This is a genomic window from Streptomyces sp. NPDC050164 (assembly GCF_044459945.1).
Classification (GTDB): domain Bacteria; phylum Actinomycetota; class Actinomycetes; order Streptomycetales; family Streptomycetaceae; genus Streptomyces; species Streptomyces coeruleorubidus_A.
The window spans coordinates 467,252-480,189 of the sequence record NZ_JBITJK010000001.1 but is presented as its reverse complement, the minus strand read 5'-3'; the positions used below and the strand labels follow the sequence as shown (position 1 = coordinate 480,189).

Annotated in this window: 11 protein-coding genes; 5 read left to right on the top strand and 6 right to left on the bottom strand. The window is 68.5% G+C overall.

Features of this window, described 5'->3' with window-relative positions; all coding sequences use genetic code 11:
- Position 1: 1 nt before the first annotated feature.
- From ACIBNA_RS02290 to ACIBNA_RS02280, 3 genes are read left to right on the top strand one after another with little or no spacing between them, the layout of a single operon-like run.
- Positions 2 to 1,228, top strand: coding sequence for a lipopolysaccharide biosynthesis protein (locus ACIBNA_RS02290; RefSeq protein WP_399163385.1), 1,227 nt, complete (start codon positions 2 to 4; stop codon positions 1,226 to 1,228).
- Positions 1,221 to 2,585: a hypothetical protein gene (locus ACIBNA_RS02285; RefSeq protein ID WP_399163384.1), complete on the top strand. Its 1,365-nt coding sequence runs from the start codon at positions 1,221 to 1,223 to the stop codon at positions 2,583 to 2,585. Before ACIBNA_RS02290 ends, ACIBNA_RS02285 begins: the two co-directional genes overlap by 8 nt.
- Positions 2,582 to 3,337 carry a glycosyltransferase gene (locus ACIBNA_RS02280; RefSeq protein WP_399163383.1) on the top strand — a complete coding sequence of 252 codons (756 nt, stop codon included), beginning with the start codon at positions 2,582 to 2,584 and terminating at the stop codon, positions 3,335 to 3,337. Before ACIBNA_RS02285 ends, ACIBNA_RS02280 begins: the two co-directional genes overlap by 4 nt.
- Here the strand turns inward: ACIBNA_RS02280 and ACIBNA_RS02275 are convergent.
- The 6 genes from ACIBNA_RS02275 to ACIBNA_RS02250 form a co-directional block, all read right to left on the bottom strand.
- Positions 3,303 to 4,331 (bottom strand): glycosyltransferase family 2 protein, encoded by a 1,029-nt coding sequence (locus ACIBNA_RS02275; RefSeq protein WP_399163495.1) that lies wholly within the window; start codon positions 4,329 to 4,331, stop codon positions 3,303 to 3,305. The two genes, ACIBNA_RS02280 and ACIBNA_RS02275, sit on opposite strands and share 35 nt — an antisense overlap.
- Before the next feature lie 94 nt (positions 4,332 to 4,425).
- Positions 4,426 to 5,157, bottom strand: a complete 732-nt coding sequence (locus ACIBNA_RS02270; protein WP_399163382.1) for a class I SAM-dependent methyltransferase — start codon at positions 5,155 to 5,157, stop codon at positions 4,426 to 4,428.
- 233 nt (positions 5,158 to 5,390) lie between these two features.
- A complete protein-coding gene (locus ACIBNA_RS02265) occupies positions 5,391 to 6,047 on the bottom strand; it encodes a hypothetical protein (RefSeq protein WP_399163381.1) in 657 nt (218 codons plus the stop codon).
- A gap of 156 nt (positions 6,048 to 6,203) precedes the next feature.
- The gene (locus ACIBNA_RS02260) at positions 6,204 to 7,406 is read right to left on the bottom strand and encodes a glycosyltransferase family 4 protein (RefSeq protein ID WP_399163380.1); all 1,203 of its coding nucleotides are present in this window, start codon (positions 7,404 to 7,406) and stop codon (positions 6,204 to 6,206) included.
- The gene (locus ACIBNA_RS02255; protein WP_399163379.1) at positions 7,403 to 8,353 is read right to left on the bottom strand and encodes a WecB/TagA/CpsF family glycosyltransferase; all 951 of its coding nucleotides are present in this window, start codon (positions 8,351 to 8,353) and stop codon (positions 7,403 to 7,405) included. The genes ACIBNA_RS02260 and ACIBNA_RS02255 overlap by 4 nt, the downstream gene beginning before the upstream one ends.
- The gene (locus ACIBNA_RS02250) at positions 8,350 to 9,351 is read right to left on the bottom strand and encodes a UDP-glucuronic acid decarboxylase family protein (protein WP_399163378.1); all 1,002 of its coding nucleotides are present in this window, start codon (positions 9,349 to 9,351) and stop codon (positions 8,350 to 8,352) included. Before ACIBNA_RS02250 ends, ACIBNA_RS02255 begins: the two co-directional genes overlap by 4 nt.
- A 192-nt stretch (positions 9,352 to 9,543) precedes the next feature.
- Between ACIBNA_RS02250 and ACIBNA_RS02245 the strand changes: the two genes are divergently transcribed.
- Both ACIBNA_RS02245 and ACIBNA_RS02240 read left to right on the top strand, forming a co-directional pair.
- The gene (locus tag ACIBNA_RS02245) at positions 9,544 to 10,203 is read left to right on the top strand and encodes a sugar transferase (protein ID WP_399163377.1); all 660 of its coding nucleotides are present in this window, start codon (positions 9,544 to 9,546) and stop codon (positions 10,201 to 10,203) included.
- A 112-nt stretch (positions 10,204 to 10,315) separates the two neighbouring features.
- Positions 10,316 to 12,232, top strand: coding sequence for a DUF4012 domain-containing protein (locus ACIBNA_RS02240; RefSeq protein WP_399163376.1), 1,917 nt, complete (start codon positions 10,316 to 10,318; stop codon positions 12,230 to 12,232).
- Positions 12,233 to 12,938 lie beyond the last annotated feature (706 nt).

Here is a 12,938-nt window from a genome sequence, read left to right as displayed (position 1 = left end):
CGTGACCGCAGCCGTGGCACTGCTGACCACACGTATGGTGGTAGATGCCGTCGGGGTATCGGGGTACGCGCTCTACGCACTGATCATCACGCTGCCCGCGGTCATGCCGCTCGGTGACCTCGGTATCGGAGCGGCCATCGTGCAGGCCGTGGCGCAGAGTCGCGGTGGCGATCCGCAGATTCTGCTCCGTGCCGTCACTTCTGCGGCACGCACCCTGCTGGTCGTGGGTCTGCTGATCGCCTGTGCAGGCGTCGTGCCGGCCTGCTTCGGACTGTGGCAATCCCTGCTCGGTCACGCCGCCGGGCCGGAGGCCGACGCCGCAGTCGCCGTTGCCTTGACGCTCTTCGGCTGCAGTACGTTCCTCAGTCTGGGCAGAACTGTTCTCTTCGCGCTCGATCGGATGCATCTCACCCTGCTGCTGCAAGGCGCGGGCAGTTTGCTGGCACTCCTCCTCGTGCTCCTGGCCGTGAACGTGGACGCTCCGGTCGCAGTTCTCGTGGCACCGGGTTTCCTGACGCAGTGTGCTGTGGGAGCGGCGTGCCTCGTCTGGGCCGGGCGACTGTTCCACATTCCGCTATGGAAAGTCGTTGCAGAGTGTGTCCAGCCGCGGCAGGCGGGTGTGCGCATCCGTCACTTGGCCGCACCCATGGCGGTCATCGGTATCGGCACAGCCTTGACCTATTCCACCGACCGCCTGGTCCTCAGTCATGTGACGGATCACGTGGCGGTGGCTACCTACTCGGCAGCGGCGCAGTTGTTCACACCTGCAGCAGGTCTGCTGAGCGCTGCGGCAATGCCGTTGTGGGTCATCTTCGCTCGCCAGCGTCAGTCAGCCGACGAGCAACCAGACCGACGTGCCCTTGTGCGGCTGATGGGCTACTTCGCCATCGGCGGCATCACCATCGCCCTGGGCCTTCTTCTGCTCGGGCCGACAGTCGCCTCCTGGATGACACACGGCCGGATCCCGGTGGGGACGACTCTGATGTCCGCGTTCGCGGCCCTGCTGTTGGTGCAGGCCGTGTATTACCCGGTCGGCATGTGGCTGACCGACGCTCCAGGGCTGCGTTTTCAGGCGATCACGGTCACGCTGATGACAGCCGTGAACCTCGTTCTTTCCGTCCTCCTTGCGGACCTTGTCGGTACACCGGGGCCCGTGATCGCCTCTGTGCTTTCCTTCACCGCGGTCGTGCTTGTTCCCAACGCGCGAAGGGCCTTGTCCCATGCATGACCTCAGCTCGTTCCCAGCGGGCTCCAGGCGCGTGGCACCATCCCTCGGTTCGGCCACCGCGAAGCGCGAGGACCAGGGTCGTGAACCACCATCGGCCCGTCCGGGCGGCGGTAATGCGCTCATCGCCACGACGGCCGCCGTCATCGGCATGGGCACCGCGTGGTCCCTATACCCCCGCGGTGGTCTGACACTCGGTCACGCCGTCCTCGCGATCATCAGTCCTGTCGTCCTGGCTGCCGCGTGGCGTTGGAGAACAGGGCGGGCCTGCCTGGTTTTCGTCGCTCTCTGGCTGGGGGCCGCGGGGGTCACCGAAGTGGTGACCGAGGACAGCATGCGAGATGCCGCGTACGCGCTGTCCCGTCCGCTCACGGTCGGACTGAGCTTCTGCGGTGCGCTGTGGATCTTCGAGCACGGCTGGACTGCGATTCGGGTGTACGTGGTCTCGTTGGTCACGGGACTGTTCGCAGCCGTGGCCTTCACACCGTGGTCAGCGAATACGGCAGTCGATCCGTGGAAATATGGTTACGGCGCCCTCGTCAGCGTCGCGGTCGTCCTGCTCTCGGCCGCTCTCTTCGGACGCGGCAGATCAGTTGCGGCTGTCCTGCTGATCGCAGCCACCTGCGTGGTGAATCTCGTTCTGGGGTTCCGCTCCGAGTTTCTCGTCGTCTCGGTCACCGCGGCCATGGGTCTACTCGCCGCACGTCACACGGAGCGGAAGTCATGGAAGCGTGTGGTGATGGTCTGCGCGAGCCTGTGCGGGATCGTCTCTGCCGTATACGTCGGTTACGGGCACTTGGCGGCCAACGGGCATCTCGACGCGGAGCAGGAGATGAAGTGGGCTCGTCAAAGCGGCGTCCACGGTGGGTTGCTGGTGGGAGGTCGCCCTGAGATCGCGGCTTCCGTCGTGATCATCCAGGACTCTCCTCTCATGGGCAGAGGCATCGCCTCCGAGGTCGACTCCGACCTTCGAGCGGCTTTTCTGGACCGGCTGCGCACTGTTGGTGTGTCCCCTCATGAGGGGCACGTCTCCTATTACTTCGGTCGCGGTTTGTACGTTCATTCGGTGCTGTTCCAACTGTGGGCGGAAACGGGCATTCTGGTCCTTCCAGGCCTACTCACCCCTTTGTTCCTCGTCCTGTCAGCGCTGGTGGTCGCCATCCGCAACGGAGCAGGCCCACCGGTGCTCGTCTTTTCCCTTCTTTCTGCGCGGTTGGGCTGGGACCTGGTGTTTTCGCCGTGGCCACGCCTCCACGGAATCCTCCTCGGAACCGCTGCCGCGGCAGCCGTGGTCTACCTGAGCCGCCACCGTCGTGCCATGCAAAACAGAACCGTAGAAGCGCCAGGAGGAACCCCATGATGCCGGTGGGAATGGTGGTACCGACGCTCGGCAGCCGGCCGCACATGCTGGCCGAGTGTCTGCGTTCACTTGCCGATCAGTCCGGAGTGCGGCTCGAGACGGTCCTGGTGACCACCGAGCAGAGCGTTGACCGTCTCACGCAGCAGTGCCGGCCCTGGCCGGTCATCCCTCAGCGAGGCACAGGAATCGCGGCGGCAGTGACGACGGGGTGGCAGTACCTGGGCGACCGGGTGGAGGCTGTTGCCTGGCTGGGAGACGACGATCGTCTGCGCCCGGGTGCGCTGCTAGCGGCGGCGGCCGCACTGGAAGGGCATCCCGAGGCCGTCATGGTGTACGGCAGAACCCGGTACATGGCAACCGAGGGGCGTGCGGGCTGGGAGCTGCGCCCCGGCCTGATGGGTCCGTGCATGCTGCGGATGGGTCACAACCTGATGCTGCAGCCGGGTTGTCTGTACCGGCGCACGGCCGTTGAGGCGATCGGAGGGCTGGACCACACCGTCCGGCTTGCCTTTGACGTCGATCTGCATCGTCGGTTGCTGAAGCATGGGAAGGCGCACTACGTACCGATGGTGCTGGGTGAAGTACGCCCCCACGCCGATTCACTGACCGTCCGCCAGCGAAGCCAGTCGGTCGAGGAAGCCGACATGGTTCTCATCCGCCAGATGCCCGCCTGGGCCCGTCGGACTCGGCCGGTGTGGTTCCCGGCTTCCCGTCTGCTCATGCGTATGACGGCCAAACTCGGCAGTCGTTGACCGACCGCCGACCGCGTGGCATGGCTACGGTCACAAACCATCCGAGGGTGAACGAAAGATCCACCAGCCCCAGAACGCAGACGGACGAGCGACCGCACACACCGCCCAGAACCAGGCGTAGCAGGCCACGGCAGCTCCTCCCGACGCGGCGCGGCGCGTCGGACCATGTGTCCCCCGTCACCATGCGAGCGGTCACTGCCATGATGCGGCCGGCCCGATAAGCCCGCCGCACGACATAGGACACGGCCAGGCGCTCCGGATCAGGCGTCTCCACTGCCTCGGCCGCGCCTGCCCACACCAGCGTGGCACCCCGTTGTGCGAGCTGTCCGAAGAAGACGGTGTCCTCACCGCCGATGGTGTCGAGGGCAGGATCGAAACGCGCTCCCAGGCGGCGCACGGTCGACATGCGAATCAACGTGTTGCCGGAGTTTGCGCTTCCGCGCAGCGGGCCGTCGGGCTGACTGCGTCGGGGGCGCAGTGCTGCCCCCTCGGCAAGCCATCGCGGGGCTGAGGGCGGAAGCATCAGCGGGACGGGCCCCACCACGACGTCGGCCCGATGGGATTCGGCGCTTGTGACGAGCGCCTCCAGCCAGCCGCGGCAGGGCAGCTCGTCATCGTCGATGAAGACGAGAGCATCGAACTGGCCTGCCGCGTCGAGTGCGGCGTTGCGCACCTGGGAGAAGCCCCGGGCAGTGACATGGCGGTAGTGCACGCCCAGCGCAGCGGCTGCCGCTCGAAGAGAAGGCGGAAGTCCCGAGGAGTTGTCCAGGAGTACGACCGCACCGGCGTAGCCTCGCCGTCGCACGGCCCGCACCTCCTGGACGAGTCGTTCCAGGAGGGGAAGCAGCGGGCGCTTCCCCAAGGTCGGTACTGCCACCAGGAGCGAGTGGAGGGCGTCCGCGCGCTGCTGACCGCTGTCGGCGGCGGGAGCGCCTGCGACCGCCGCCTCAGCGTGGGCATCCTCCCGAGGTGGCCCGGGCACCGCCTCAACCATGCCTTCACCAGCCAAGAGCCTGCTCGATGGCTTGGCTGCCCCCATCCATGACACCTCTCGTTGAAGAATCGAGCACCAGCACAGCATCGAGCGGTCACGTCACCTGCAGCCACAGGCTCCCGGGCGTCTGCTCGGCGGCCTGAGGAAGCGCGGCCCGTACCAGCCCCGGCTCGTTCTGCCAGAGCCAGGAGTTGAACAGCAACACACGCATGGTGCTGTTGTGGGCAAGGTAGGCGCGCATCATGTAGAGCTCATTCCATGCGCGCCCCTCATTCAGCCAGGATTCCGGATACTCGAAAGGCCAGAAGATGTCGTGCACGTGCACGACCACACCCGGTGCCAGGGTGGGAAGGACGCGGAACAACAGCCAGTTGACATCACTGCCGGCCTTGGCGACATGTGTGGAGTCGATGAACAACACGTCGCCTGCCGCGAGTTGTGCGTACACCTCCAGCGGCACGTCCTGCACTCCGCGGCGGATCAGTGTGGCCCGACGCAGGTCGTCGTCGCGCAACACTCCGAGGAGCCGCTCCGGATAGGGCTCAATGAAGGTGCACTCCAGGTCGGGCAGATAGCGATCCGCCGTATCCAGCACCATGGCCGAAGAGAAGCCGGAACCCACTTCGATATACCGCTCGGGCTGTACATGCCTCAGCATGGAGTGCAGAACGGCGGCGTCCGAGAGAACGAACATCGAGTTGTCCGGTCGGTAGCGCCAGTCCCGCCGATGGCCGAGGGGAACGTCGCGCCACATCTCGGCCAGCTCACCGCCCAGCTTCCGCTGATCCGATTCGGCCAGGTCCAGATCAGGGGTGGTGGTGGGCATCCGGCTGAGTTGGAGAGCCCGTTTGCAGTCCTCTGGGCTCGGAATCGGCGAGTAGAAGTGTCCCGGGGGAACGAATCGAGGCCGGCGCAACGCCGTCAGAGCACCGCTGCACCTGCGCCATGCGGAACGTACAGCACCCACCGGACCTCCTTTGCTGGGCATGCGTCGTCGATGGACAGAACTGCTTCACTGGCGCCCTCGGTCATGCATGGCCCTCTGTCCTTGTCCACGCCTCACCGCTCGGGCAGTACGAGAGCTCCGGCGCGACGCACTTCGGGGAGCTCGGACACCTGCTGTGCGACGCCCGGGGCGGCCAGCACCACGCAACCGCGGCGGCGCCCGCTCTCCATGCCGGACGGGCAGTTCGGCCAGAACGTTTCGTAGGGCGCGACGGTCCCTCCCAGATACTCCATCGACAGCTGCAGGTCGCCGTAGGTGTCGAATTCGTAACCGTCGTCGTCGGGAACCTTGAAGTCGTCGATGACGATGACCGAGTCCGTCCACGCCTTCGTGATGGTGTCGACTTCCTCCCGGAGGGGAAGGTCCTTTTCCCAGTGGGCGTCCAGGTAGAACAGGACCCTCGATCGGGGAAACCGGGTGTCGTCGCGCAGCGTCCGCAGAGCGTCCCGGGAATCCTCGTTGAGCACCCGGACGTCTGGATTTCCGCGGAAACGCCTCTTGGCGCAGCGCGCGAATCCGCGATTCTTTTCGACGGTGAACACGGGGGCGCCGGACAGGTGCCACAGGAACTGCGTCGACCCTCCGCAGTACGTGCCGGATTCGAAGATCGCCCGGGGCTGGAGTTCGCGGACCAGGGAGCGGAACAGGTTCTGACGGAATCGCTGCCCGTTGAGGGCGGCGGGCCATGGCCCGTAGAGCCATGGCCGCATGATGCGGACGGGCTTGGTGATCGAGCGTCGGAGCCGAACGGGCAGGACGCCGTATGCAGGCGGCTTCGTCCGTCTGTCCGCCGGCCTTGGAACAGTCATTTCACTGACACCCTTCATGGAATCGGCTCGCCGGTCTACGGAATTCCTCAGGTCGGCTCACACGCTTCTCCCGAGCATATGCAGCAAGCCGTCGCAGAAACGCTGTGCCATGCCGTCCGCCGTATAGTCGGCGGCGTCCTTGCGGCACGCTTCGCGTAGGGATTCCAGGCGGGAGCGGTCGTTCAGGACCTGCTGCACCGCCACCGCGTAGGCCTCCGGATCGTCTCGGCTGACGACTGCGTTCCGTCCGTGCTCCAGGTATTCGAACTCGGGCGCGTGCCATGGCCAGTCGGTGGTGACGATGGGTGTCCGGAGGGCGAACGAGTCCACCGCGCACAGTCCCACCCGCCCGGGCATCAGCATGACGTCCGATACCGCTCCGAGCACCGCGACGTCCTGTCCGGCGCGGTGGCCGAGAGCCACCACCGGGCTGTCCGGGGCGGAGGCCATGGATTCCACCAGGGGCCGGTCGACACCGTCTCCGGCCACCAGCAGCTTGAAGCCCGGCAGGCCGGTCGCCAGACGTCGCGCGCATTGGAGCAGGAAGGGAATCCGCTTCGGGGCGTCAAGTCCCCCTACGTACAGGGCGGTTCGTCCCGGTACGAGGTGGTGGCGTTCGCGCAGCTCGGCGGCTGCGGCATGTTCGGGCGTGCCGTGGATGTCCGCGCGGTCACGCGCGACGGTCAGCTCCGTGGTGTCCACGGAGTTGCGCAGGACGGTGATCCTTTCGCGGGGGAAACCCCGCGAGGCGACGTATGAGGCTCCCCCCTCGGTGTAGGCGAAGAACCAGGCGGCCTGCCGCGTGAGGACGTTCTTGGCAGCTGCTTGGAGCTGGCTCGTCTTCTTGGTGTAGGTGCGGCCGTGGCCCCAGAACGCGACCCGCGGAGGGCGCCCGCCGGCCCGCCGGATCAGCTGACGCAACAACAGCGGATACGCCTCAAGGTTTCGCAGTGCCTGCTCCAGTACCACCGCATCGGCGGAAGCCGCCCGGTCCGTCACCTGACGCCAGAGAAGGGACCGGCCTCCAGGGGCGGGCAGCCGTCGCGAGGGTACCTGTACCGCGCAGGCGCAGGGAGCGGCGTCGCGTCGGGCCGCCTGCTGCGGTGGTACGAGCCCGTACAGCACTTCCAGGTCGACACCCGCGGAGTTCAGCCGGTCCTGCAGGTGACTGAAGAACGACGTCCGATAACCGGGGACGTAAGGCTGAACCACGACGACGCGCCGCCGGGTCTCTGGAGGCCTCGCCGGAGTGATCGTCATGGCCGTACCTCAGGAACGACGTCGGGATTTTCCCGGCCCTGGCCGACGAGTCGGCCCGAATTCAGGCGATCGGATGCCGCGTGCACCGCACCGCTGTCCGCTCGCACCGGGCGTGTCACCTGGCGCACCACCCCGTGGACGAAGCGCGCGTTGCCGAACAGGTACCGGCGCCACAGGCGGCGGGGTTCGCAGCCGAGCCGGAACAGCCACTCCAGTCCGTTGTGCCGCATCCAGTGCGGTGCCTGCGGCTTGTTACCGGCGACGAAGTCGAAGGCCGCGCCCACGGCCACGGCCACCACGGGCAGCGCGTCGCGCAGTTCGGCGGCCCAGCGGTCCTGCTTGGGCGTGCCGAGTCCGACCCAGACGATGTCCGCCGCAGCGGAACGGATTTCCTCCACCTGCTGCCGCCGTTCGTCGACGGTCAGGGGCCTGAAGGGCGGGGAGCAGGTGCCGACGATCCGCGCCCCGGGATAGCGCCGCCGCAGCTCCCGGTGCAGCGCGTCGAGCACCTGGGGCGTGGAGCCGAGAAGGTAGTGGTTCAGTTCGGTGTGCTGGCTCAGGGCGAAGACGTCCAGCAGGAGGTCGGGGCCGTAGACACGGGTGTCCGGCAGTGCGGCGCTGCGGTGGAGCAGTCGGTTGGCCCACACGACGGGCTGCCCGTCGGGGAGGTTGAGGGAGGCCGAGCGGAGGATGCCGCGCAGCTCGGGATCCCGGTCGGCCAGGGCGAGCGTGTAGGCGTTGGACAGGTGTACGTCACTGCCGCGCTGGATGCCGGTGGCGCCGGGTCCGTCGGTGAGCCTATGGCGTGCCTCGCGCATCCGACCGGCCAGGTGCACGACATGGCGGGCCGCACTGTCGCGGGTGTGCGCGGTGATGGGCACACCGAGGCACTCGACCACGGGAGCCGCCGTCACCGATGTCGTCCGACTGCTCGGAGGGGCGGTCATGAGCGGGCGGCTTCACAGCTCGGCGTGGACCCGGCGGGCCGCGTGCCGCTCCCGGCGATCTCCCCGGGGGGCAGACGCCGGCGGAAGTCCGTGATGGTGTCGCACAGGCCGCGTTCCACGGGAGTCGTGGGCTCCCAGTTCAGCAGCTCGCGGGCCAGGGTGATGTCCGGACGCCGTCGCTCGGGGTCGTCCTGGGGACGGGGGGTGAGCGTGATCTCGGAGCGGGACCGGGTGAGTTTGCCGATCCACTGCGCCAGCTCCAGCATGGAGACCTCGTGGGGATTGCCCAGGTTGACGGGTCCGCAGTGGTCGACGGCCAGCATGCGCAGCAGGCCTTCGACCACATCGTCGACGTAGCACAGGGACCTGGTCTGGCTGCCGTCACCGCTGACCGTGATCGGGTCCCCGCTCAGCGCCTGGCGGATGAAGGTGGGGATCGCCCGTCCGTCGTCCGGGCGCATCCGCGGCCCGAAGGTGTTGAAGATGCGCACGATCTTGGCGTCCACACCGCGACTCCTGCGGTACGCCATCGTCAGTGCCTCACCGAAGCGCTTCGCCTCGTCGTACACCGAACGCGGGCCCACGGGGTTCACATGTCCCCAGTAGCTCTCCGGCTGAGGATGGACCAGGGGGTCGCCGTACGACTCGGAGGTGGAGGTCAGCAGGAAGCGGGCGCCCTTTGCGGCGGCCAGGTCCAAGGCGTGCCAGGTGCCGGCCGAGCCCACTCGGAGTGTCTCCAGAGGCAGTCTCAGGTAGTCCGCGGGCGAAGCTGGTGAAGCCATGTGAATGACGGCGTCCACCGGCCCCGGCTCGTCCACGCCCTGAGTGATGTCCCAGTGGCGGAACTGGAAGTGCCGGTCGCCCATGAGGTGCTCGATGTTCTCGGGGCTGGAAGTCAGGAAGTTGTCCACGCAGACCACCTCGTGGTCCGCCTGAAGCAGCCGCTCGCACAGATGGGAGCCGATGAAACCGGCCCCACCCGTCACTACTGCACGCATGCAGGTCCTCTCGGCCGCCCCGCCCAGGCTGGTGGACGAGGGCGAGCTTCGGTGTCATTGCCGAAGCTCAGATCGATGTCGTGTTTCTATTCATTAGTCAGAAATGATCCGATTGAGACGTCGTGCGGGTCGAAATTCCTCTAGCCAGGGCAGGTTTCACCCGTTCTGCCGCAGAAGGTGAAGGGATGCGGAATGCCGGTATCCACTGCGAAGACGGCTCATCACCGGCCGGCTCCCTGTCGGCGGGCGCACTGGGGAGTCCGGGCGGCCAAGCGGTCCATCGACTGTGTGGGAGCTGCCGTCCTGCTCCTGTTGGTGGCTCCGGTGCTCCTCGCCGCCGCCGTCGCGGTGAAGCTCGACACTCCGGGCCCGCTGCTGTTCCGCCAGCGCCGCACCGGCTGGCGGGGCAAGGAGTTCCACGTCCTCAAGTTGCGGACGATGCGCGTGGGTTCGGAGCGGTTGCGCGCGGCCATGGAGGGGCGCAACGAGACGGACGGGCACCTCTTCAAGATCCGCGAGGACCCGCGGGTGACCGCGGTCGGGCGGTGGTTGCGCCGTTACTCCCTGGACGAGTTGCCGCAGCTGGTCAATGTGCTGCGGGGGCAGATGTCCCTGGTAGGTCCCCGTCCGCTGCCGGTCGTGGACTCGGCGTTCACCGGGGAGGCCCGCCGCCGCCTGCTGGTCCGGCCTGGGATCACCGGACTGTGGCAGGTGAGCGGACGGTCCGACCTCGCCTGGGAGGACGCCCTGCGCCTGGATCTGGAGTACGTCGACACCTGGTCGATCAGGCTGGACCTGACGATCCTCTGGCGGACCCTCCCCGCCGTGCTGCGCGGTGACGGCGCCTACTGAGCCGGCGCCCGCGCGTCGCACGGAGGGACCCGCCTCCGCGCCCGGCGCCCCCGCAGGGCGTTGCGGGGGCCACGGGACCCAGCGAACGAGATCAGCCAGGGAGTGACACCAGATGTCCGAGACTCGTCGTGGTACGTCGCGTGTGCAGGACCCCCCGCCCAGTGCGGAGCGGGCCTGGCGGATTCCGCGCCGGTGGAAGGAGCAGGTGCTGCCCGTCGTCATCGTCCGTCGGCTGCGCGACCGTCGCGTCAGGATGCCGCTGTACGCCGCGGCCGGACTGCTCCTGGCCGGTGCCGCCTGGATCGCGGTCACCGGAGTGCTCGCCCGCAATGAACTGCTGGCCGCCCAGCGGAGTCTGGAGGCGCTGAGGCGGCAGCACGTCGCGCAGCCCGCAGCGGCCCCGGCCACCGCGGCCGGCCCGCCGGCGACGCGGACCGCAACAGCGCAGGACGCGGTGCGCAGCGCCGCCGGCCATGCCACCCGGGCGCATCGGCTCACCACCGGCCCCGCCTGGTTCCCGGCGGCCCACCTGCCCGTTCTCGGCGGCCCCTTCCGTACCGTACGCGGTATCGCGGAGGCCTCCGACCGGCTGACCCACGACGTGCTGTCTCCCTTGGCGCGCACCGTCGCGGAGCTCGAATCCAGTGGGACGGACGACGGCCGGCACCTGAACCTCTCCGCGCTGCGCCGTGTGGCTCCCCTTCTCGAACAGGCCTCGCGCAGCGCGTCGGGGGTACGCACCGATGTCGACGCCCTCCCGCACGGCACCTGGCTGCCGGCCACCGACCGGGCGCGCACCCAACTCGCCCGACAGCTCGATCGGATCGCCCCTCTCACCCACGATGCCGCCGCGGCGGCCAGGTTGATGCCCTCGATGCTCGGAGCGGACGGACCGCGGCGGTACCTGGCGGTGTTCGAGAACACCGCCGAGGCTCGTGGAACGGGCGGGCTGCCCGGAGCCTTCGCGGTGCTCAGGGCGGACCGGGGCCGACTGAGCTTCGAGTACTTCGGGAACGACATCGAACTGAGCAAGGCGTATGCGGACGTCGACCTGGGAGCGGAGTTCGACGGGCTCTACGGCCCCAGCGCCCCGACCCGGACCTGGGTGAACTCCAACATGAGCCCGCACTTCCCGTACGCGGCGCGGATCTGGGCCGCGGCGTGGCAGCGGCACAGTGGCCAGCGTGTGGACGGTGCCTTCGGTCTGGACCCCGGTGCGGTCTCCGGGCTGCTCGCCGCCTCCGGCCCTGCCCGGCTGTCCGACGGGAGCGCCGTCACCGCCCGCAACGTCGTGGATCTCAGCGAGCGCGCCAGCTACGCGCTCCACCCGGACTTCAAGCGGCGCAAGGCCTACTTCCTCGACGTGGCGCGCGCGGTGGCCATCCGGCTGCTCGGTGCCTCGACCGACCCCGCGCGCCGGACCGCCCTCTTCTCTGCGCTGCACCGGCAGCTGGGAGAGGGACGGATCAAGGTGTGGAGTGGGCACTCGGCGGAGCAGCGCGAGCTCCTGGCCCGGTCGTTCGGCGGAGCGCTGCCCGAAGGATCCGCTCCGCTGGCCGGACTGGTCGTCAACAACGCGGCGGGTACGAAGCTCGACTACTACCTCGACCGCCAACTCGTGTGGGCACCGGGCCGGTGCGTAGACGGCCAACGCGAGGTCACCGTGACCGTCCGCCTGACCAACCGGGCTCCGGTGCGGGGACTCCCGCCGTACGTCGTCCAGCGGGTGGACGCCCCCCGCTATGACACCCGTCCAGGTGACAACCGCCTGTTGGTGTCCTACTACGCCAGTGCGGAGGCCACCCTGTCCCGTGCCACCCTGGACGGCCGCCCCACTCAAGTCAGCCACGGCGCCGAGCGGGGCCATCCGGTCTTCACCCTCGATGTCGAGCTGCCCGCGCGCGGCACGCGCACCCTCGTACTCCACTTGCTGGAGCGGCCCGGTGACCGTCCTCCCTTCGTGCTGCGTCAGCCGCTGGTGCATCCCCTGCGGGCCACGGTGCTCCCGAACGGTCCGTGCGTCGGCTGATCCCCCTCCCCAGCGGCATGGACATTGACGTCATGTCGGATATCTAAGCTCCCGTACCGCTTCGTAGGGATGAGCCTGCTTCAGGTGTTCCGCGCGCTCGTCGTGTGCACCGCGACCTGTACCGCTCGGCGCTCGCCGAGTGCTCGCCGAGGCCACGGCCGGCCGTGACGCGGGAGCCGATCCAGGTCGGCAGCGCCGGAACGCACGCCGTGCCGGGCAGGTCGACGGCGGCCGCGGCCGGCTCCATTCCGATACTGGGCGCCGCGGCGTAACACCGCGAGGCGGACGTACGGCTGCCCCCAGTGCGGGCGCTGTCGCGCGCTTCACGCTGCCCGAATTCGCCCGGCCGCTGCGGGTCGAGGACGCAGGGGACGCGACGGATCCCACCGGCCGACTCACCGCACTCATCCGGGGATCGGCCGCCCGGCGCGGCGTCGAGCGGGCGCAGGGCGATGACGGCGACGCGGCCGGGCAGCCCCCGCCCCCGGCAGGCATGGCAGCGCGCGCTGCGCGTCGAGGAGTCGGTGGAGAGGATCGCCGCCGCCGTGCGGACCAGCCGACCCTCCATCGCCGTCGGCACGCCACAACATGGCCGACGGAACCCGTGCGTTCGGTGACGGGTGAACGATCACCGAAACGCGCACGCAAAAGATGGCTGTACACGGCTCCGGTCACCTCAGCGGAAGGCCGTCACTCCTGCGCGTTT